The sequence below is a fragment of the Mesorhizobium sp. M1338 genome, assembly GCF_040318045.1.
Taxonomy (GTDB): Bacteria; Pseudomonadota; Alphaproteobacteria; order Rhizobiales; family Rhizobiaceae; genus Mesorhizobium.
In genome coordinates this window covers 37,773-56,915 of record NZ_JAMYLL010000037.1, presented here as the reverse complement: position 1 = coordinate 56,915, position 19,143 = coordinate 37,773, and the positions used below count along the sequence as shown (strand labels likewise).

Below are 19,143 nucleotides of genomic sequence, written 5' to 3'. Positions count from 1 at the left end.
TCGGGATCTTCGCCTTCGGCTGGTCGATGCACTCCGTGTCCAGCGTTCGCTATGTGTTGGAGACATCATCACGCTCGCTGCAGCTTAAGAACACGCTGACCCAGGCCGACATCCAATCGATCGCCACGCAGAAATTGGAGGCCCTGGGTTTGAAGGATGTGAACGTCACGATCGCTTTCGACCCGGCGAGCGGTGGCTTCCGCATGGCGCATCTGACCGCCAGCTATGCCTTCGTCATCGACTTCCCTTACTTCAGCAACTTTCCGATCAACTACGCGACAACCGTTACGGTACCGATGGTCGGGAGTTAGGCTAGATCTGCCCAGTACGGGCTTTGGGCGGTCATGTAACGCAAGCTTGGCACTCCGGCCGGCTTTCGACGGCACAGGGCTAGCTTATATATTCATTAATGCTAATATAAAGCTGTCGCAACGTCATGTCCGAGCATGTCTCGAAGTGTGCACTGTGGGGGTTCCAATGAGAGTGGCTATATTTTGCGCGGCTATCGTGTTCGCTGCGACGGGTGTCGCAGTTGCCAAGGAGAAGAAGGTGCCAGCCAGTGACGCCGCCGCCTTGTGTTCTACCAACCCGTCAACCAAGAAGCCCGTTCCAAATCTTGACTGTAGTGTGACCGGAACCGCCAAATCGGAAGACAGCGGCGCAAAGGCAGGGCCGCGCCTCGGATACGACTCGAATCCGTGGATTATAACTGGCTTTTGACTTTGCTTTGGCGGACGCCAAGTTCAAGCGCTGAAGGGAGCCGCCTTAACCGGCAAGCGCCCGTTTCAGCATAGGCACTCACGCAACGCCGTCCTTGTCGCTCGAGCCGCCGGCCGAAGCATGTCGCAAGATGCGGGTGAAGTCTCTGGTACGCCCAAGGGGAATCGAACCCCTGTTACCGCCGTGAAAGGGCGGTGTCCTAACCGCTAGACGATGGGCGCGCTCAGACGAAGCGGCTTATACTGGCGTTGCGCGCAACCGGCAACCCGTCAGGTGCCACCTTGGGCAACTTTTTTGCGAGCTGTCGAAGCGGCACATTCGCCATGGCTGGGCAAAGCGCCAGCATGCCTTGGCGATCAGCGGAAACGCCCATCGCTTCGTCATCCTCGGGTCTGCGCCGCCATCGCTTCGCTCCTTGCCCCGCCCGTGGATGACGAAGTGCGGAAGGCTTAGGCTGATCAGGACGTCAGGGATGGTCCAACGGAACGATCTTGGCTGCCAATAGGCCTCGTCTGCTCCGCGCCGCTAGCCGTCGCCACCGCCGCTGCGCCGGCGGCAACGCCAGTTCCAGTCGCGCTCGGGCCCGACATCGACGTGAACCGATTCTGTGTGGCAATAGGTGCCGACGCCGCCGCGGCCGGGCATGGTTCTGATGTAGCTCGCCAGTTCCCATTTCGAAACGCCGGGGACCTGGATGTCGGCTGCGGCGCAATACATGTGCAGCGAATTCTTGGCGCCGTTGGCGCGGCGGTTGCGGGCCGGGTCGCGATAGCCCGAAGTCACCGTCATCTTGCGGCCGTAGTGGCCTTCGATCGTCTTGAGCACGCGGACCAGCGACGGCTTCAGGCAAGCCACATCGACGCTCTCGTTCTGCTTGAGCAGCCCGTTGGGCGCCAACCGGGCCATGCCGGCGGCGGATGCCATCTGATAGGCGCCAGCGCCTGTACCTTCGTCCTCGTTGAGGTCGACGTCGCTTTCATCGTCGAGGCCGGACTTGCGCTTGATTTCGAACAGGGCTGTCTGGCGCACGCCGGGCAGGGCGTCGCTACCGGTGATGTGGCCGGTATCGCCACCAAGCGAAGCCAGTTGCACCGGCTTTGCCGCGGAATTGGCCGAGGCAAGCGTGATGATCGGCTTTGCCGCCGCTGGCGCTTCTTTGGCCTGCACTGTTGGCTGCTCGCCCGACCGGGTGTTGATGAGGGGTGCTGATGTCGCCGAGGCCGGTGTGGTGCCAAACATCGAGGCCAGGAAACCTCTTTTCTTCGGTGCTTCGGGCTGCGGCATCTCGCCAGCCGTCACATAGACCGGATTGTCCATTGCTGGTGCGGCTGCCGGCTTCGGCGCATTCACGCCGGCATCGGCGGCAGCGATCTTTTCGGCGACCGCGTCGCTCTGCTGGGTCGCCGGTGCCTGCTGCTGCAAGGACTGAGGCGTTTGTCCGATAATCGTCTCGGTGCCGGCCGGCGTGGTCAGCGGAAAGGCGGCTTGGGGCTTGGCTATAGGGACATAGGCGACCTTCTCGGGAAGTGCCGTATCGCTCGCCGTCATCACGGTCGTCTGCTCGGTCGTGACCTCGGACGAATCGGCGACCGCGGTCGGCGTGGCGCTGGAGGCGGCATTTATGTCCGATGCCGTGGCGTTATAACCGGGCATTCCAACCGACATTGTCGGGTCACCAGCCGAGGTGCAGGAGGCCAGAAGCAATGAACAGAGCGCTGCCACGATGGCGCGGCGTTCTCCCTTTGCGAGGCTCCATCCTGCTGATTTCAAAGCCAAATTCCCCCTCGATGTCCGGTCGGTATATCCCTGGTGCGGCACCGATACGCCGCGTCAAGGTGACCTTTGTCTCCGATCCGGAAACGAGACCTGTGTCAAATCCGCAAGCCTGGAAGTATTTTTGCGGCGATTGCCGAATTACGGCTGCTTGATGGTTGACTACACCATCTCGCCCGCTTTTGCCGGTGCGTCAACTCACCAGACATTACAGTCCGTTACACACGCACCTTCACATAGGTCCCGGGAGCATCTCCCAAGGTTTTCATATGCTTGCCGGGTTTGCGGGCGGGCACGCGGGTGTTGTCCTTGGTCTCTATCCAGTCTTGCCAGTGCGGCCACCAGGACCCTGGATGCTCGGTGGCCTTGGCAAACCACTGGCCGAAATCGCCCGTCGGCGTATCCCCGGTCCAGTACTGATATTTGTTGGATGCCGGCGGATTGACGACGCCGGCGATATGACCGGATCCGGCCATCACGTATTCGACCTTGCCGCCGAAATATTTCGAGCCGAGGAACACCGAAAGCGCCGGTGCGATGTGATCTTCCTTTGAGGCGAGGTTGTAGACCGGGATGGTGATGTCGCCGAGCGAGACCGTGTGGCCCGCCAGTTCCATCATGCCTCGCGAGAGGTTGTTCTCGAGATAGCAGTTGCGCAGGTAGAAAGAGTGATTGGCCGCGCCCATGCGGGTCGAATCGGCATTCCAGTAGAGCAGATCGAAGGGCAGGGGATCCTTGCCGCGCATGTAGTTGTTGACGACATAGGGCCAGATCAGGTCGCCGGAACGCAGCATGTTGAAGGCGGTCGCCATCTTGGTGCCGTCGAGATAGCCCTTTTCGCTCATCGACTTTTCGACCGCCGCGACCTGCTCTTCGTCGACGAACACTTTCAGGTCGCCGGCATGGGTGAAGTCGACCTGCGTGGTGAAGAAGGTCGCCGACTTGATGCGGTCGTCGCCTTCGCGTGCCATCAGCGCCAGTGCCGCCGCCAAGAGCGTGCCGCCGACACAATAGCCGATCGCATTGACGTCGCTTTCGCCGGTGGCCTTCTCGACCGTGTCGAGGCCGTATTGAAGGCCCTCGCGGATGTAAGCCTCCCAGCCCTTGGTGCCGTGGCGCTCGTCCGGGTTGATCCAGGAGATGACGAAGACGGTATGACCCTGTTCGATCGCCCAGCGGATGAAGGATTTCTGCGGGTTCAGATCGAGGATGTAGAACTTGTTGATCCATGGCGGGCAAATCAGCAGCGGTCGCTTGAGCACCGTTTCGGTCGCCGGATCGTACTGGATGATCTCGGCGACATCGCTGCGGCCAACCACCTTGCCGGGGGTGGTGGCGATGTTCCTGCCGATCTCGAAGGGCGAGTAGTCTGCCTGGCGCACCTTCAGGTCGCCCTTGCCGGCGGCGATGTCCTCGGCCAGCATTTTCATGCCGCGCACCAGGTTCTCACCGTTCGAGGCGACGGTTTCGCGAAACAGTTCCGGATTGGTCAGGATGAAATTCGACGGCGAGATGGCGTTGGACACCTGCTTGACGTAGAAGCCGGCCTTGTGGCGGGTGTGCTCGTCGAGGCCCTCGGCGTGCTCGACCAGATCGGCCGCCCAGCGCGAGGTGACGAGATAGGCCTGCTTGAGGAAATCGAAGAAGGCGTTGCGGCCCCATTCCGGGTCGAGGAAGCGCTTGTCGCCGCGCTCCGGCTTGACGGCGTCTTCGGTCTCTTCCGCGGCGTTGCTGGTGCGCTGAATGGCGTTGGCCCAGACCGTCATGTAGCCGGAGAACAACCGCGTCTGCGCCTCCAGCGCGCGCTGCGGATCGGACAGCCAGTATTCGCTGAGCTTGGAGAAGGTCTTCACCATGTCGACGACCGGCTCTGCGACGTGATCGCGTACCTCGCCTTTTTCACGCGGCTCGGCCCAGGCGGAAGCGGCCTTGCCGGCCTGCTCGATCATGCGCGCCATGTTCAGGGCGAAGCGTTCCGGGTCCTTCACCAGATATTGCTCGACGGTCGAAGGCTCGTCATCTTCCGCTTTGCCCGAATCGGGTGTTTTGGACATGGTTGGCGGGGTTCCTCCCGGGGCCTTTTCTTGACATATTAACATGGGACATCCGACCGGGTCCAATCTCGCTCTACCCCGGCTGCCAAGGAAACAATATGACGATTAATTTTGGCGAGACTGTTTTTTTCGGCGCCGGACGTTTTTGCCGCATCGGTGCGGCGATCGTCCTCATGGGGATTGCCGGGTGCTCGAGCACCAACACCAGTGGCCCGACGCCGGTTGCCGTGAGCGCGGGACCGAAGGATACCGGTACCTTTCCGAACCTGAACATCAAGCCGCAAGTGGCGGCACCGCAGTTCACCGAAGCCGAGAAGAACGCCAAGCTTGCGCAATTGAAGGCGGATGAGAATTCGCAGGCGGCAAAAGGCGGCGGTCCGAAGGTCGCTAATCAGGCGGCGCTGACGGATCTCGCCAAGAAGCACGGCGACGAAACGCTGAAGCAGATCGAAGCCAAATGCGACCCCGCCCTCGACCCTACCTGCAAATAAGTATATAGCGCGCGCCCAATACCCCTTTGCTGTCTGGAACTGCCATGGAAGAATTTCACAAGGTCCGCCGGCTTCCGCCTTACGTCTTCGAGCAGGTCAACCGGCTCAAGGCCAGCGCTCGTTCGCGCGGCGCCGACATCATCGACCTCGGCATGGGCAATCCGGACCTGCCGACGCCCAAGGCCATCGTCGACAAACTGTGCGAGGTCGTGCGCGATCCGCGTACGCACCGCTATTCCTCGTCGCGCGGCATTCCGGGCTTGCGCCGCGCCCAGGCCAACTATTACGCCCGCCGCTTCGGCGTGAAGCTCAACCCCGACACGCAAGTGGTGGCCACGCTTGGTTCGAAGGAAGGCTTCGCCAACATGGCGCAGGCGATCACCGCGCCGGGCGACGTGATCCTGTGCCCGAACCCAACCTATCCGATCCACGCCTTCGGCTTCATCATGTCGGGCGGCGTCATCCGCTCGTTGCAGGTGGAGCCCGATGACGGCTTCATCCCGGCGCTCGAGCGCGGTGTCAAGCATTCGATCCCGAAACCCCTTGCGCTGATCCTCAACTATCCGTCGAACCCGACGGCGCTGGTCGCCTCGCTCGACTTCTACAAGGATGTGGTGGCGTTCGCCAAGAAGAACGACATCATCATACTGTCCGACCTGGCCTATTCGGAGATCTATTTCGATGGCAATCCGCCGCCTTCGGTGCTGCAGGTGCCGGGCGCGATCGACGTCTGCGTCGAGTTCACCTCGATGTCGAAGACCTTCTCGATGCCTGGCTGGCGCATGGGCTTTGCGGTCGGCAACGAGCGGCTGATCTCGGCGCTGACCAGGGTGAAATCCTATCTCGACTACGGCGCCTTCACGCCGATCCAGGTGGCGGCGGCACACGCGCTCAACGGCGACGGCGCCGACATCGCCGAAGTCCGCGACATCTACCACAAGCGCCGCGACGTGATGGTCGATGCCTTCGGCCGCGCCGGCTGGACCATCCCGGCACCGGCGGCATCGATGTTCGCCTGGGCGCCGATCCCGGAGCCGTTCAGGCATCTCGGCTCGCTCGAATTCTCCAAGCTGCTGATCGAACATGCCGACGTGGCGGTAGCGCCGGGTGTCGGCTTCGGCGAACATGGCGACGATCACGTGCGCATTGCGCTGGTCGAGAACGAGCACCGGATCCGGCAGGCGGCGCGCAACATCAAGCGCTTCCTGGCAACCAGCGCCAAGCAGCCTAACAATGTCGTGCCGCTCTCCGCTCATCGGTAAGCTTGCCGCAGACAATTTCGAATTTTGAGGGACGTCGCCGGACATGGCTGAAGCATTGCGTGTTGGAATTGCCGGTCTCGGTACCGTCGGCGCGTCGGTGACGCGCGTGCTGCGTGACAAGGCGGCGGAACTGACCCGGCAATGCGGGCGCGATATCGTCGTCACCACGGTCTCGGCGCGCGACCGGAAGCGTGATCGCGGCGTCGATCTCAGTGCCGCAAAATGGTTCGACGATCCGGTCAAGATGGCCCAGACCGCCGAAATCGACGTGTTCGTCGAACTGATCGGCGGCGACGAGGGGCCGGCGCGCCTATCGGTGAAGGCAGCACTCGAAGCCGGCCGTCACGTCGTTACCGCCAACAAGGCGCTGCTCGCCAAGCATGGCGTGGCGCTGGCCGAGATCGCCGAGAAGAAGGGCGTGCTGCTCAACTACGAAGCGGCTGTGGCGGGCGGTATTCCCGTCATCAAGACGATGCGTGAGGCGATGGCCGGCAATTCGGTCACCCGCGTTTTCGGCATCCTCAACGGCACCTGCAACTACATCCTGACCCGCATGGAGGCCGAGGGCATTTCGTTCGACGCTTGCCTGAAGGACGCGCAGCGGCTGGGCTATGCCGAGGCCGATCCGACCTTCGACATCGAGGGCCACGACACCGCGCACAAGCTGTCGATCCTGACCAGCCTTGCGTTCGGGACCAGGATTGCCGCCAACGACATCTACATGGAAGGCATTTCCAACATCACCCAGGCCGACATCCGCGCGGCAGGCGATCTTGGCTACCGGATCAAGCTGCTTGGTGTCGCCCAGCGCACCGAGAGCGGCATCGAACAGCGCGTGCATCCGACCATGGTGCCGACGGCCTCGGTCATCGCGCAGGTGCATGGCGTCACCAACGCGGTGGCGATCGAGACCGACATTCTTGGCGAGCTGCTGCTGTCCGGCCCGGGTGCTGGCGGCAACGCCACCGCGTCGGCCGTCATCGGCGACATCGCCGACATCGCCAAGAGCCGGCCCGGTTTCCAGCACGGTCCGGTCTTCGGCCAGCCGGCGAAGGAGCTGAAACCCTACAAGAAGGCGCAGATGCGCAGCCATGCCGGCGGCTATTTCATCCGGTTGACCGTGCATGACCGCATCGGCGTGTTCGCGGCAATAGCCAAGCGCATGGCCGACAATGACATCTCGCTGGAATCGATCGTCCAGCACGCGGTCAACGGCGAGGCGGCGGCACAGAAGACAGTGATCCTCGTCACCCATGAGACGACGGAGGCAGCCGTGCGCAAGGCCGTCGACGGCATCACCAAGGACGGCCATCTGACCGACAAGCCGCAGGTCATCCGCATCGAGCGGGCAGGGTAGTTTTCCGCCCGGTAGCCGCGCGGGGCCACGAATCCAGCGGGCGTTGGATGTCGGTCCGATGGCGATGGCCACGACCGGAACGAATTCGCGTCGGAGCCGTTCTCTTGGTCAGCAACCAGAGGGAGCCGCTTCATGGCCGATACCAACAAATCCGATACCCCTGATATCAACGACATCCAGAAGACGCTGGAAAAGCAGATTGCCGAACTGCGCAAGGAGATCACCAAGATCAACAAGAGCATTTCGGCACGGGGCGCGGAAATGCTCGATGACGCCAGCGAGCAGGCTTCCGAGTTCTATGACACGGCGGCTACCCGCGCGTCGCGAACCGCACAGCAGTTGCGCAGCCAAGCTCAGGCTGTCTCGGAAGTAGCGCGCGAAAATCCCGGCACCACGACCGCCCTGGTCGGCGTGATCGGTTTGCTCGGCTTTATGGCCGGATTCGCCATTGGTCAGTCGACGAACGATACGTCGCGCCGCTGGTATTGACCGCGGCGCGATAGGGCCGGGTTTGCCGGCACATTTCCCTGTTTCAGCAGATCATTTTTAAGGAGGGCACTATGGCTTCATCCGCCTTGATCAGCATCCTGATCACATTCCTCGTCATCATCCTCGTTCTCTATCTGGTTCAGCGCTTGCCGCTCGACGGGCGAATGAGGCAGATCGTCCAGATCATCGTCATCATCATCGGCATCGTTTCATTGCTCAGATATCTCGCGGTCTTCTAGGCCGCAAAGGGCGCCGACTTCCATTTTTTCAACCCGGCCCGGTTCATTGCGGTCGGGCCCGCGTCGTTTTGAAATACGGTTTAATCGATTGATATTGCTGGCTATTCGATAATATCCTTGGCGGGTCTTGCCGTTGTCATGCTCGTTTGACAAAACAGGCCCGCCTCCGGCGGGAGGCAGCATTGCCAACGAGGAAATCACCAGATGAATGTGGCCCAGAACATCGTCGCCGGCCTTGACCGGATACTCACCATGGAACTGGTGCGCGTCACCGAACGGGCAGCCGTCGCGGCGGCCAGGCTGCGCGGGCGCGGCGACGAAATGGCGGCCGACCAGGTCGCCGTGGATGCCATGCGCCAGGAGCTCAACCGGCTTGCCATCAAGGGCACGGTGGTGATCGGCGAGGGCGAACGGGACGAGGCACCGATGCTCTATATCGGCGAGGAGGTCGGCACCGGGAAAGGTCCGGCCGTCGATATCGCGCTCGATCCGCTGGAAGGCACGACGATCTGCGCCAAGAACCTGCCCAATGCGCTCGCCGTCATCGCCATCGCCGAGAAGGGCAGCCTGCTGTTCGCGCCCGATGTCTACATGGACAAGATCGCCATCGGTCCGGGCTACGAAGACGGCGTCATCGACATTGATGCCTCGCCGGCCGAAAACATCGCCAATCTCGCCCGGGCCAAGGGCGTCGCCGTGTCGGACATCACTGCCTGTATCCTCGACCGGCCACGTCATGCCAAGCTGATCGATGACGTGCGCGCCACGGGCGCAGCGATCCGGCTGATCGGCGATGGTGATGTCGCCGGCGTCATCCACACCACCGATTCCGAGGAAACCGGCATCGATATCTATCTCGGCACTGGCGGCGCGCCGGAGGGCGTTCTGGCCGCGGCGGCGTTGCGCTGCACCGGCGGCCAGATGCAGGGCCGGCTGATCCTCGACACGCCGGAAAAGGTCGCTCGCGCGGCGAAGATGGGTATTTCCAATCCGAAACGGGTCTATCGGGCCGAAGACATGGCGCGCGGCGACGTGCTGTTCGCGGCCACCGGCGTCACCGACGGCAACATGCTGGCAGGGGTCAAGTTTGGCCGCAACACCATCACCACCCACACGATCGTGCTGCGCTCGTCGTCGCGGACGGTGCGCGAGATCAAGGCTCGCCATCAGGACCTGGATAAGTTCTAGGTTCACTGTTGTTGGCTCGGGTGCTTGCGGACCGGCATCGCAGTTGTTAGCCCTGTGGCTGCATAGGATGATGCTGGGCGCAGGGATTTGACGATGAAACCGTTCGACTGGCACGCGGATCCGATTTCGCGCGCCACCGCCATCACGAAGTCCTATCGCAACACCCAGAACGCGCGCCGCTTTCTCATCCGGGAATGCGGCGACGCGTTCAGGTTCGACCGGCCTTTCATGGCCTGGCTCAAGGACGGTGCCGACAAGACGATGGGCGATGCGGTCGACGAATGGCTTCGTCGCCAGGCTGAAAAGCGGAAAGCGTAGTTTTCTTGAAATCTCCCGGGACGGCGCGCGAATCGCTTGGCTTTGCCAGCCTCTGGCCTAAAGCGCGTCGCGTTCACGCGACGCGCTTTAGATTGTTGTTTATGCATGTCGTTGTCCCAAAACCGCTGCGCACTTTCGGGGCGACGTGCACTATCCTGCGGCCAACCATGAGTTGGCAAACCGTATGACCGGCGAAAAACGCCTCTTCCTCGATGTCAGGCAGTCGGTATCAGGGGTTTCCTGGGAACACCGGCTGAGTGAGCGCCAGGACATGATCGCGCTCGCCATCGCGCAAGGCCATGGCGTGCCCGACATCGTCGCGCGGGTGCTTGCCGGTCGCGGCGTCACCGCCGAGCAGACCGAGCGATTTCTCGATCCGAGGATCCGCGACCTTCTGCCGGATCCGGCATCGCTGACCGACATGGACAGGGCGGCGGCCCGCATCGCCGCCGCGGTGATGGCCAGGGAAAAAGTGGCGATTTTCGGCGACTATGATGTCGACGGCGCCGCTTCGTCGGCCTTGCTGAAACGGTTCCTCACGCATTTCTCCGTGCCGTCGGAAATCTACATCCCGGATCGCATTTTCGAGGGCTATGGTCCCAATCCCGACGCCATGCGCGAATTGGTTTCGCGTGGCGCAACGCTGATCGTCACCGTCGATTGCGGCACCAACAGCGCCGTCTCCATAGATGCCGCCAACGAGGCCGGGGCCGATGTCGTCGTGCTCGACCACCATCAGGTCGGCGGCGCCTTGCCGGCGGCAATTGCCGTCGTCAATCCCAACCGCGACGACGACCTTTCCGGGCAGGGTCATCTCTGTGCCGCCGGCGTGGTCTTCCTCGCCCTTGTGCAGACCGCCAAAATCCTGCGCGGCCGCATGGCCGATGCCACGCCGCCGGACCTGCTTTCGCTGCTCGATCTCGTGGCCCTTGCCACCGTTTGCGACGTGGTGCCGCTGACCGGCGTCAACCGCGCCTTCGTGGTCAAGGGGTTGCAGATGGCACGCCAGCAGAAGAACGAAGGGCTGGCGGCACTCGCACGGGTCTCGCGTATCGGCGAGCCGATCAACACATTCCATCTGGCCTATTTGATCGGCCCGCGCATCAATGCCGGCGGACGCATCGGCGATGCCGCACTCGGCAGCCGCCTGCTCGCGACCGACGATCCGGTCGAGGCGCGCACCATTGCCGAAACGCTCGACCGGCTCAACCAGGAACGGCAGCTGATGGAGCAGGAGATGCTCGCGGCGGCGCGCGCCGAGGCCGATACCGAGCTTGCCGGCGGCAATGGCCCGGCCATCGTCGTCACCGCCAGCAACAACTGGCATCCGGGCATTGTCGGACTGCTGGCCTCGCGATTGAAGGATCATGCGCGCCGGCCCGCCTTCGCCATTGCCTTCAATGCAAACGGCACCGGCACCGGCTCGGGCCGCTCGGTGTCGGGCTTCGACCTCGGCCGGCTGGTGCGCGAGGCGGCCGATGCCGGGCTGATCGTCAAGGGCGGCGGCCACGGCATGGCGGCGGGCATCACCGTGGAGCGGGCGAAGCTCGGCGAGCTCAGGGCGTTTTTCGAAGAGCGGGCGGCGGCCGATGTGTTCCGGCTGCAAGGCGAGGAAAGCCTAGCGATCGACGGCGCGCTTGCCGCCGAAGGCGCGACGCTCGGCCTGCTCGACGCGCTGGAAAAGGCCGGACCTTTCGGTGCCGGGCATGCAGCCCCCGTTTTCGTGCTGCCGCGTCACCGGCTGGCCGATGCGCGGCCGGTCGGTACCAACCACATCCGCGTCGAGCTGCAATCGGAGAGCGGCGGGCGCATCCAGGCGATCGCCTTTCGCGCCGTCGATACCGCACTCGGCGAATTCCTGTTCAAGAACCGCGGCAAGACAATCCACGTCGCCGGCTCGCTGTCGGGTAACCATTGGAACGGCAACCGCACCGTACAGTTTCGCATCACCGATGCGGCGCGCGCATAAGGTTCTTGTGGGGCCATGATCTTCTTTGAACCGCGGGTTAGCGCGGCAAAGTCATGGCAGGGGCGGGCATCCGAGAAACGCTATGATCGTATCTGCTTGCGAAATTCGCCCGGCGCCATGCCGGTCGTTTTGGAAAACGTGCGGCTGAACGAAGCGACATCCTGGTAGCCCACCCGATAGCAGATTTCTGAAATGCTCAGCGTTGTTCCCTCAAGCAGCGACCTTGCCAATTCAAGCCGTTTTTCCTGGATCCATTTTCCCGGCGTCGTCTTGAGCTCGCTGGCAAACCTGCGGGATAGCGTTCGCGCAGACATGCCAAGTCCCGCCGCGAGAAAGCTCAAATCGATTTCCCGTATCTTGTTTTCCGCGAGTCCACGCAGTTTGTACTCCAGTGGATTTGTCTCTTTCGGCAATTCTTCGAGAGGGAATTCGTAGGGGCTCTGATATTTGCGCGAAGGCGGAAGAACCAAGAGCTTTCGGACAATCCGCTCCTCGTTCGAGAAGCCAAGATCGACCAGCAATGCCTTGGCGAGTTCCAGTCCAGAAAATCCGCCGCCGCAGGTGTAAAGGCGACCGTCGCGAACAAGCATGCGCGACGAGTCCCATTGGACTTGCGGAAATCGGCTGCTTGCGTGGGACTTCAACCACCAGGATATCGTCGCACGCTTGCCATCCAACAGGCCCGTATCGGCGAGCAGATAACATGCGCCGCAATGTGCCGCGATGATCGCTTGCTGTTGCCGCGCGAGCGCGATCAGCGGTTTTGAGTGTTCACTCTCCTCGTCGAGCGAGCGCAGAAGCTCGGGAATCTCGGCGCCCGGCATCGCGATGAGAATCAGCACATCCATTTTTCGGGACGGTTGCGTCTTCGCAGGGAAGGAAATTCCGGCCGTCGAAATTGCAGGCGACGTCCTGGAAACGAACTCGCATGAAAGAACCTGCGAACCGCGGACGTCATTCACGAGCTGAAACATTTCGACCAGCGTCGAGACAACCGCCGAATAGAAATCGGAAGGCAGCCAGATCACAACGTGGATGGCCTTTGCAGTCATTCGCCGCACTCCGGGTAGCGTTTCTCCGGTTGGCAAGTTTAACACAATCTTTGTCAAAAATGCCAATTCCGAAACGGCCGTGGCGCCTCCAGGGTGGCCGTATGCGGGCCTCCCTGCCGAAGGGCGGCGGAATCGAAAGCTGGGAAAGATGCAAATGCAGAAATCGCCAAATCAAACCGATAGGAACGCGTTGAGTGCGCTGGACGTAACCGGCGTCACGCGACCGCCACGTTGGTCCGGGCTGAAGCTCGCGCTGCTGGCGTTCGCGCAGTTCATAATCGCGATCGACTACAACATCGTCTATGTCGCCCTGCCGGATATCGGCCGGGATCTCGGCTTTACGCCGCAGTCGCTGCAATGGGTGGTAAGTGCTTATGCCGTGGCCTTTGGCGGTTTTCTGTTGCTCGGCGGACGGGCGGCTGACCGGCTCGGCCCACGGCGCATGTTCATCCTGGCCCTCATGCTCTATGGCGTCTCGTCCTTCGCAGGCGGATTTGCACCTGACGCTCTCACGCTGGTGGTCGCCCGGGCCGTTCAGGGCCTGGGTGGGGCGCTTCTATTTCCTGCAACGCTGGCGCTGATCAATACGAGCTTCGCGGAAGGTGCCGAACGCAATCGGGCACTGGCGGTCTGGGGTGCCACGGGAAGTGGCGGCCTGGCGGCCGGCGCCATCATCGGAGGCGTCCTGACCAATGGCTGGGGTTGGCAAGCGGTCTTCTTCTTCACCGTTCCACTGGCTCTGGGCGCCGCTCTTATCGCCGCGCCGGCTCTTCTGGCGCCCGATCCGGCAGGTAAAGGCCAGCGGCGGAGTTTTGATCTACCGGGCGCGCTGGTGGTTACCGCAGCAGCAACATTGCTGGTGTTCGGCTTGGCCAGCGGACCCGAGGTGGGGTGGAACACGGTTCGCAGCACCGGATCGCTTGTAATCGGCGTGCTGCTGCTTTGTGCCTTCATTCTCATCGAAAGACGCGTGCGCGATCCGCTCGCGCCACTGCGGCTGTTTGCCAATCGCAGCCTCGCTACGGCCATGGGGGTGAGCTTCTTTCATCACATGGCGCTGAGTTCCGGGTACTACATTCTCACGACCTATTTTCAGAACCTGCTCGGCTACAACGCACTTGCCGCCGGCTTGGCATTCGTCCCGCTCGGGATGCTGGCGATGATCGGTGGAGGGAAGGGCGCTGCATTGCTGCTTACCAATTGGGGGACTCGCGCCACGATGTTCACCGGCATGTCGATCTATGGGATCGGACTGGTGGCGATTGCTCTCGCCTTGTCGCCGGGCGGTTCGTACTGGGCCGTTCTGCCCGGGATCCTCGTCTATGGTTTTGGTGGCGGCATCGCCTTTACGACGCTGTTCGTAGCCGCCGCTTCCGGGGTTGCCGCCAACGAACAGGGGGTCGCGTCGGCGCTGGGGTCGACCTCCTTGCAGATCGGCGCGGCCTTGGGCCTGGCCGCCGTTCTTGTCGTGGCCAATGTTGGTTTGGGTGGCGAGGCCACTGCCGCATCGGATGTCGTCGACGGATTGCGTATGGCCGGATTGTTCGCCGCCGCCGCGGTTTTCCTTGGCGCGGTTCTGGCTCTGATGCTTAGGCAGAATCCGGCAATACCTCAGGATGCCGCCCCGTCCGCCGAAGCTGCGTGCTGATCCGTCGCCAGCCACCTGTGCTTGAAGCGCGTCGTGTTGAGTTTAGGCGACGCGCTTCAAGTGGTTGTTTCCTGCATTGGAAAACCTGCATCAGGCGAGGACCGTTTGCAGCCGGGTCAGTTCGCCGATCTGCGCCATCGTCGCCTGATAGCCGAGGTTGATCGCCTCGTCGGCACGGTGGAACTCGGTCAGGCCGATATGGCTGAGCTTCGGCTGCAGCGACATGTCTGGCGGATCGCCCGCAAGCCTGGCGCGCGAAATGCGGTCCTGGATGATGTTGAAGGCCTCGACCATGACGCCAGTGATGCCGAGCCGGGTCTGATGCGACCGGTGCTCGGCGTCGATCTGGCCGGGCCTCGGCGCATCCTTTTCGATGACCAGCTCGCCGGCGCTGTGTTTTATCACCGCGGCGCGCCCGAACAGGTCGTAGTGAAGATTGACCGCCACTACGAGGGGCTGCTCATAGGCGCGGCAGACCGACACCGGAACCGGATTGACCAGCGCGCCGTCAACCAGCACGCGGCCGTTGCAATCCACCGGCTCGAACACGCCGGGCAGCGCATAGGAGGCGCGCATGGCGGTGATCAATGAGCCGCTCGACAGCCAGATTTCATGGCCGGTACGGATTTCGGACGTGACTGCGACGAACGGCTTGGCCAAGTCCTCGAAACGAATGCCGGCCATGTGCTCGCGCAGCCGGGCGTCGAGCTTCATGCCGCCGAACAGGCCGCTGCCGCGCAGGTTGAGATCGAGCAGGCCGAAGATGCGGCGCTTGGTCAGGCTGCGGGCGAATTCTTCCAGTTCGTCCAGTTTGCCGGCGAGATAGCAGCCGCCGACCAGCGCGCCGATCGAGGTGCCGGCGATCATCGACACTTCGATGCCGGCTTCGTCGAGCGCGCGCAACACGCCGATATGCGCCCAGCCGCGGGCGCAACCTCCGCCCAAGGCGAGCGAAATGCCGGTCTTCCTTGGTGGTTGTGTCCCCGAAGCGCCGCCGGACGGGGACAGGCCGTTGGCCTCCCTGACATCTGGTCTGCTACGCGATGACGCCCACTCGAGCATCACGATCTCCCTTGTCCCACGGCTAATATACTGGCGGGCCGTATCGAAATGATGAATCTGTGTCGCTGGTGTCAGGCAGAAGGTTCAAGCTGGTTTCCGATATGTGTTTTCCGCATCGAACAGCGGCTTGCTGCCATCGTCGGCAAGCGTCCCCTTGCCGTCGATCAGCCCCACAGTCCGATAAAAGCATGAACGCCGGCCGGTGTGACAGGTTGCGTCGTGGCCCAACACTTTGACGCGCAACCATATGGCGTCCTGGTCACAATCCGTGAGCATCTCGACGACATGCTGAAAATTGCCTGACGTTTCGCCCTTTTTCCACAGCGCGTTGCGCGAACGCGACCAATAGTGGGCGATGCCTGTCTCCAGCGTCAGCGCCAGCGCTTGCGCATTCATGTGCGCCACCATCAACAGCATGCCGTCTTCGGCATCGGTGACGACGACTGTGACGTGGCCGGCTGCGTCGAAGCGCGGTGAAAACACAGCGCCTTCCTCCAACGCTTTCTTGTCCGACGGAGCTTTTGGAAATTCCAGTCCCGACATCGCCGGTCCTTATCTAGCGAAGTCGGTGGGGCTATCAGATCCGCCGCCACGCACCATGGTGACGAAACGAACCTGCTCTTCGGGCGTATCCTTGAAGACGCCGGTGAAGGTCGAGGTCAGCGTGGTTGAACCCTGCTTGCGGATGCCGCGCATGGCCATGCACATGTGCTCGGCCTCGATCATCACGGCGACGCCGCGCGGATTGAGCACATCCTGGATGACGCCGGCGATCTGCGCGGTCAGGGCCTCCTGCGTCTGCAGGCGATGGGCGAAGATATCGACCACGCGCGCGATCTTGGACAGGCCGACGACCTTGCCGTCGGGCAGATAGCCGACATGCGCCTTGCCGATGATCGGCACCATGTGGTGTTCGCAGTGCGAGTGGAATGTGATGTCCTTGACGATGACCAGGTCGTCGTAGCCGGCGACCTCCTCGAAGGTGCGGCCAAGCTCCTCGGCCGGGCACATATCGTATCCGCCGAACATTTCGCGAAAGGCCTTGGCCACCCGCTTTGGCGTGTCGATCAGCCCTTCGCGGTCCGGATTGTCGCCGGTCCAGCGCAAAAGCGTGCGCACGGCGGCTTCGACTTCGGCTTCGCTCGGCCGGTCGGTAACCGGCTTCTCCATATAGGCTGACTGGGGCATGAGTTTCTTGATGACGGCATCCATAAAGGCGTCTCCCGTAGTTCCTCTCGGCGGAGGAACGAGTTGAACGGACCACGACCTTTCGGTGTAGGAAACTCGCCCCGTTTCCAGCCCCGCAAGTGGCGTGAACTTCCCGGCAAGAACACTGACTTTCGTTGTCTTGTCGATACCGGACTGCCAGCATTATATAAGATCGTGACGAGCGAAAGGAAGACACGTCAGCGGCAATCGCTGTTCGCTTGGCGGCGACGGATTGGAAAATAATGATAAACGACGTCTACAATGCGAAAATTCTGGGTTTCGCCGGAAACATCGCCCGCATCGGCCGTCTCGATCATCCCGACGCGACCGCCAAGGCGCATTCCAAGCTGTGCGGCTCGACCGTCACGGTGGACCTCAAGATGCAGGACGGCGTGGTCACTGACTTCGCCCATGACGTGAAAGCTTGCGCGCTCGGCCAGGCATCGTCCTCGATCATGGCGCGGCACGTCGTCGGCGCGAATGCCGAGGAACTGCGTGCGGTGCGCGAAACGATGCTGAAAATGCTGAAGGAAAATGGCGCGCCGCCTGACGGCCGCTTCGCGGATTTGAAATATCTGGAGCCGGTGCGCGACTACAAGGCGCGCCACGCCTCGACCATGCTGACTTTCGATGCCGTCGTCGATGCCATCGGCCAGATCGAGAAGAAGCGCGCCGAAGAACAAGCGGCCTGAGGGCCGATGATCGACCGCCGGCGACCGTTTCGCCGTTTCCGTCCGTGACAGGAGGGGATTGCGTTCTCCAGTGGAAGCTCACATCTATCGCCTGGGAAACGCGATCGTATGAGCATGGTCTTTGACAAACGGTTTCCGTTCGTCGGAGAAAACCGGTTTCCACTTTTCGGGATCATGCTCTGGAACGGAGACTATGGTGCGCGACCAGCATGGACATGCGCGTAGCGCCGGACCGCCAAAGCGCGGTCGCAACTGGCCCGGCCCGTGGCGCAAGACGCCAGGTCGTCTCCTCGGCACGTCGATTGTGCGCCTTTACCAGCTGACACTGTCCGGCTTTGTCGGCAATTCCTGCCGGCATCTGCCGACCTGTTCCGAATACGCTCATGAGGCGATCGCCCGCCATGGCCTGTGGGCCGGCGCCTGGATGGGATTTTTTCGCGTGCTGCGCTGCGGGCCATTCGGCACGCATGGCATCGACCGCGTGCCGGAAACCTTGGCTGAGCGCTATGTCTGGTTCACGCCATGGCGCTACTGGCGGATCGGCAGCAAGCCCGGCGAAGCGCAAGGCTGATCGAGCCGGTCACGCTCCGGCGGCTCTGCGAGTTTACGATCTGGTAGGGTTAACGCCAGCCTGCACAAAGACTGCGCATTTGAGACAAAATCGAGACAAGAGACCTCGCTAAGCCGCTCGAACACCCGTTCTGGAGCGAGCAAAAATGCGTAATTTCGACCGTCTTCCCTTCATCTTTGCCGGGATCCTTTTCCTGCTCGCCTGGCTGCTGGGATTTCCGCTGCGCGCGCAATCGGCGCCGCTGAAGGACGTCCAATGCACGGTGATCGCCGATGCGGCGAGCGGCAAGGCGCTCTACCGGGATGGGGTGTGCGATCAGCGGTTCAGCCCGGCGTCGACGTTCAAGGTGCCGCTGTCGCTGATCGGTTATGATAGTGGGATCCTGGGTGACGAGCACACGCCGAGCTGGGACTACAAACCTGAATTCAAGGCGGTGAAGCGGGACCAGAAGACCGTCGATCCGGTGATCTGGGAGCGGGATTCGATTCTGTGGTTCTCCAGGGAAATCACCCGCCGGCTTGGGCCGCAAAGCTTTGCCGGCTATGTGTCGAAGTTCGACTACGGCAACGCCGACGTTTCCGGCAACCCCGGCAAGAATGATGGCCTGACCCAGTCCTGGGTGAACTCTTCCCTGAAGATCACGCCGGTCGAGCAGGTCGATTTCCTGCGCAAGCTTCTGACCCGCAAGCTGCCGGTCTCGGCCAAGGCCTACGACATGACATCAGCCATCGTCCCGACATTCCAGGCTGGGGGGTGGACGGTGCAAGGCAAGACCGGCAGCACCAAGCTGGCTAACGATGCCGACAAGGTCAGGGATAAGCGCTCGCTCGGCTGGTTCGTCGGCTGGGCGAATAAGGACGGCCGCCAGATCGTCTTTGCGCGGCTGGTGGTCGACACCAACCGCACCGACATGCCCAAGGGCCTTAAGACGCGGGCCGCGTTCCTGAAAGATCTGCCTCAGCTGGTGAAATGAACGCCTGACACCCGAGCCGGGCTTTACGGCGGCGGAAACTGTCCATAAAAGACAGCCGCCGCCGGACGCATCCGGC

General features: G+C 62.2%; 19 protein-coding genes and 1 tRNA gene. 13 read left to right on the top strand and 7 right to left on the bottom strand.

Going from position 1 to position 19,143, the window contains the following annotated elements; all coding sequences use genetic code 11:
* A partial coding sequence (locus tag NKH19_RS25005) for a pilus assembly protein (protein WP_352872138.1) occupies window positions 1-311 on the top strand: 311 nt, incomplete at its 5' end.
* 555 nt (window positions 312-866) lie between these two features.
* Here the strand turns inward: NKH19_RS25005 and NKH19_RS25000 are convergent.
* The 3 genes from NKH19_RS25000 to NKH19_RS24990 form a co-directional block, all read right to left on the bottom strand.
* Window positions 867-941, bottom strand: a tRNA-Glu gene (locus tag NKH19_RS25000).
* A gap of 304 nt (window positions 942-1,245) precedes the next feature.
* Window positions 1,246-2,496 carry a YcbK family protein gene (locus NKH19_RS24995; protein ID WP_352872139.1) on the bottom strand — a complete coding sequence of 417 codons (1,251 nt, stop codon included), beginning with the start codon at window positions 2,494-2,496 and terminating at the stop codon, window positions 1,246-1,248.
* Window positions 2,497-2,711: 215 nt separating this feature from the next.
* The gene (locus NKH19_RS24990; RefSeq protein WP_352872140.1) at window positions 2,712-4,547 is read right to left on the bottom strand and encodes a PHA/PHB synthase family protein; all 1,836 of its coding nucleotides are present in this window, start codon (window positions 4,545-4,547) and stop codon (window positions 2,712-2,714) included.
* A 2-nt stretch (window positions 4,548-4,549) separates the two neighbouring features.
* On the opposite strand from NKH19_RS24990, the gene NKH19_RS24985 reads away from it, so the two are divergent.
* From NKH19_RS24985 to recJ, 8 genes are all read left to right on the top strand, one after another.
* Window positions 4,550-5,038: a hypothetical protein gene (locus NKH19_RS24985; RefSeq protein ID WP_352872141.1), complete on the top strand. Its 489-nt coding sequence runs from the start codon at window positions 4,550-4,552 to the stop codon at window positions 5,036-5,038.
* Between the two features lie 44 nt (window positions 5,039-5,082).
* Entirely contained in the window at window positions 5,083-6,300 is a 1,218-nt protein-coding gene (locus tag NKH19_RS24980; protein WP_352607046.1) for an LL-diaminopimelate aminotransferase, read from the top strand.
* A gap of 43 nt (window positions 6,301-6,343) precedes the next feature.
* Complete coding sequence (locus NKH19_RS24975; protein WP_352872142.1) at window positions 6,344-7,657, top strand: homoserine dehydrogenase; 1,314 nt, start codon at window positions 6,344-6,346, stop codon at window positions 7,655-7,657.
* Between the two features lie 132 nt (window positions 7,658-7,789).
* Window positions 7,790-8,146, top strand: coding sequence for a hypothetical protein (locus NKH19_RS24970; RefSeq protein WP_352872143.1), 357 nt, complete (start codon window positions 7,790-7,792; stop codon window positions 8,144-8,146).
* 71 nt (window positions 8,147-8,217) lie between these two features.
* A complete protein-coding gene (locus tag NKH19_RS24965; protein WP_352872144.1) occupies window positions 8,218-8,385 on the top strand; it encodes a Thivi_2564 family membrane protein in 168 nt (55 codons plus the stop codon).
* Window positions 8,386-8,589: 204 nt separating this feature from the next.
* The gene (gene glpX, locus NKH19_RS24960; RefSeq protein WP_352872145.1) at window positions 8,590-9,573 is read left to right on the top strand and encodes a class II fructose-bisphosphatase; all 984 of its coding nucleotides are present in this window, start codon (window positions 8,590-8,592) and stop codon (window positions 9,571-9,573) included.
* Window positions 9,574-9,666: 93 nt separating this feature from the next.
* Window positions 9,667-9,891 carry a DUF6434 domain-containing protein gene (locus NKH19_RS24955; protein WP_352872146.1) on the top strand — a complete coding sequence of 75 codons (225 nt, stop codon included), beginning with the start codon at window positions 9,667-9,669 and terminating at the stop codon, window positions 9,889-9,891.
* Window positions 9,892-10,075: 184 nt separating this feature from the next.
* Window positions 10,076-11,860, top strand: a complete 1,785-nt coding sequence (recJ, locus tag NKH19_RS24950; RefSeq protein WP_352872148.1) for a single-stranded-DNA-specific exonuclease RecJ — start codon at window positions 10,076-10,078, stop codon at window positions 11,858-11,860.
* Between the two features lie 80 nt (window positions 11,861-11,940).
* Here the strand turns inward: recJ and NKH19_RS24945 are convergent, their stop codons facing one another.
* Window positions 11,941-12,912: a GlxA family transcriptional regulator gene (locus NKH19_RS24945; RefSeq protein ID WP_352872150.1), complete on the bottom strand. Its 972-nt coding sequence runs from the start codon at window positions 12,910-12,912 to the stop codon at window positions 11,941-11,943.
* A gap of 154 nt (window positions 12,913-13,066) precedes the next feature.
* Between NKH19_RS24945 and NKH19_RS24940 the strand changes: the two genes are divergently transcribed.
* On the top strand, window positions 13,067-14,560 hold the full coding sequence (locus tag NKH19_RS24940) for an MFS transporter (RefSeq protein ID WP_352872151.1): 1,494 nt from the start codon (window positions 13,067-13,069) through the stop codon (window positions 14,558-14,560).
* A 90-nt stretch (window positions 14,561-14,650) separates the two neighbouring features.
* On the opposite strand, the gene NKH19_RS24935 is transcribed toward NKH19_RS24940, so the two are convergent.
* The 3 genes from NKH19_RS24935 to folE form a co-directional block, all read right to left on the bottom strand.
* A complete protein-coding gene (locus NKH19_RS24935) occupies window positions 14,651-15,622 on the bottom strand; it encodes a patatin family protein (protein WP_352872152.1) in 972 nt (323 codons plus the stop codon).
* Window positions 15,623-15,706: 84 nt separating this feature from the next.
* Window positions 15,707-16,165, bottom strand: coding sequence for a phosphoribosyl-AMP cyclohydrolase (gene hisI / locus NKH19_RS24930; RefSeq protein ID WP_352872153.1), 459 nt, complete (start codon window positions 16,163-16,165; stop codon window positions 15,707-15,709).
* Window positions 16,166-16,174: 9 nt separating this feature from the next.
* Window positions 16,175-16,834, bottom strand: coding sequence for a GTP cyclohydrolase I FolE (gene folE, locus NKH19_RS24925; protein ID WP_352872154.1), 660 nt, complete (start codon window positions 16,832-16,834; stop codon window positions 16,175-16,177).
* 239 nt (window positions 16,835-17,073) lie between these two features.
* Between folE and NKH19_RS24920 the strand changes: the two genes are divergently transcribed.
* From NKH19_RS24920 to blaOXA, 3 genes are all read left to right on the top strand, one after another.
* On the top strand, window positions 17,074-17,523 hold the full coding sequence (locus NKH19_RS24920) for an iron-sulfur cluster assembly scaffold protein (protein ID WP_352872155.1): 450 nt from the start codon (window positions 17,074-17,076) through the stop codon (window positions 17,521-17,523).
* Window positions 17,524-17,716: 193 nt separating this feature from the next.
* Window positions 17,717-18,094, top strand: coding sequence for a membrane protein insertion efficiency factor YidD (gene yidD / locus NKH19_RS24915; RefSeq protein WP_352872156.1), 378 nt, complete (start codon window positions 17,717-17,719; stop codon window positions 18,092-18,094).
* A gap of 145 nt (window positions 18,095-18,239) precedes the next feature.
* A complete protein-coding gene (gene blaOXA / locus NKH19_RS24910; RefSeq protein ID WP_352872157.1) occupies window positions 18,240-19,067 on the top strand; it encodes a class D beta-lactamase in 828 nt (275 codons plus the stop codon).
* Window positions 19,068-19,143: the final 76 nt, after the last annotated feature.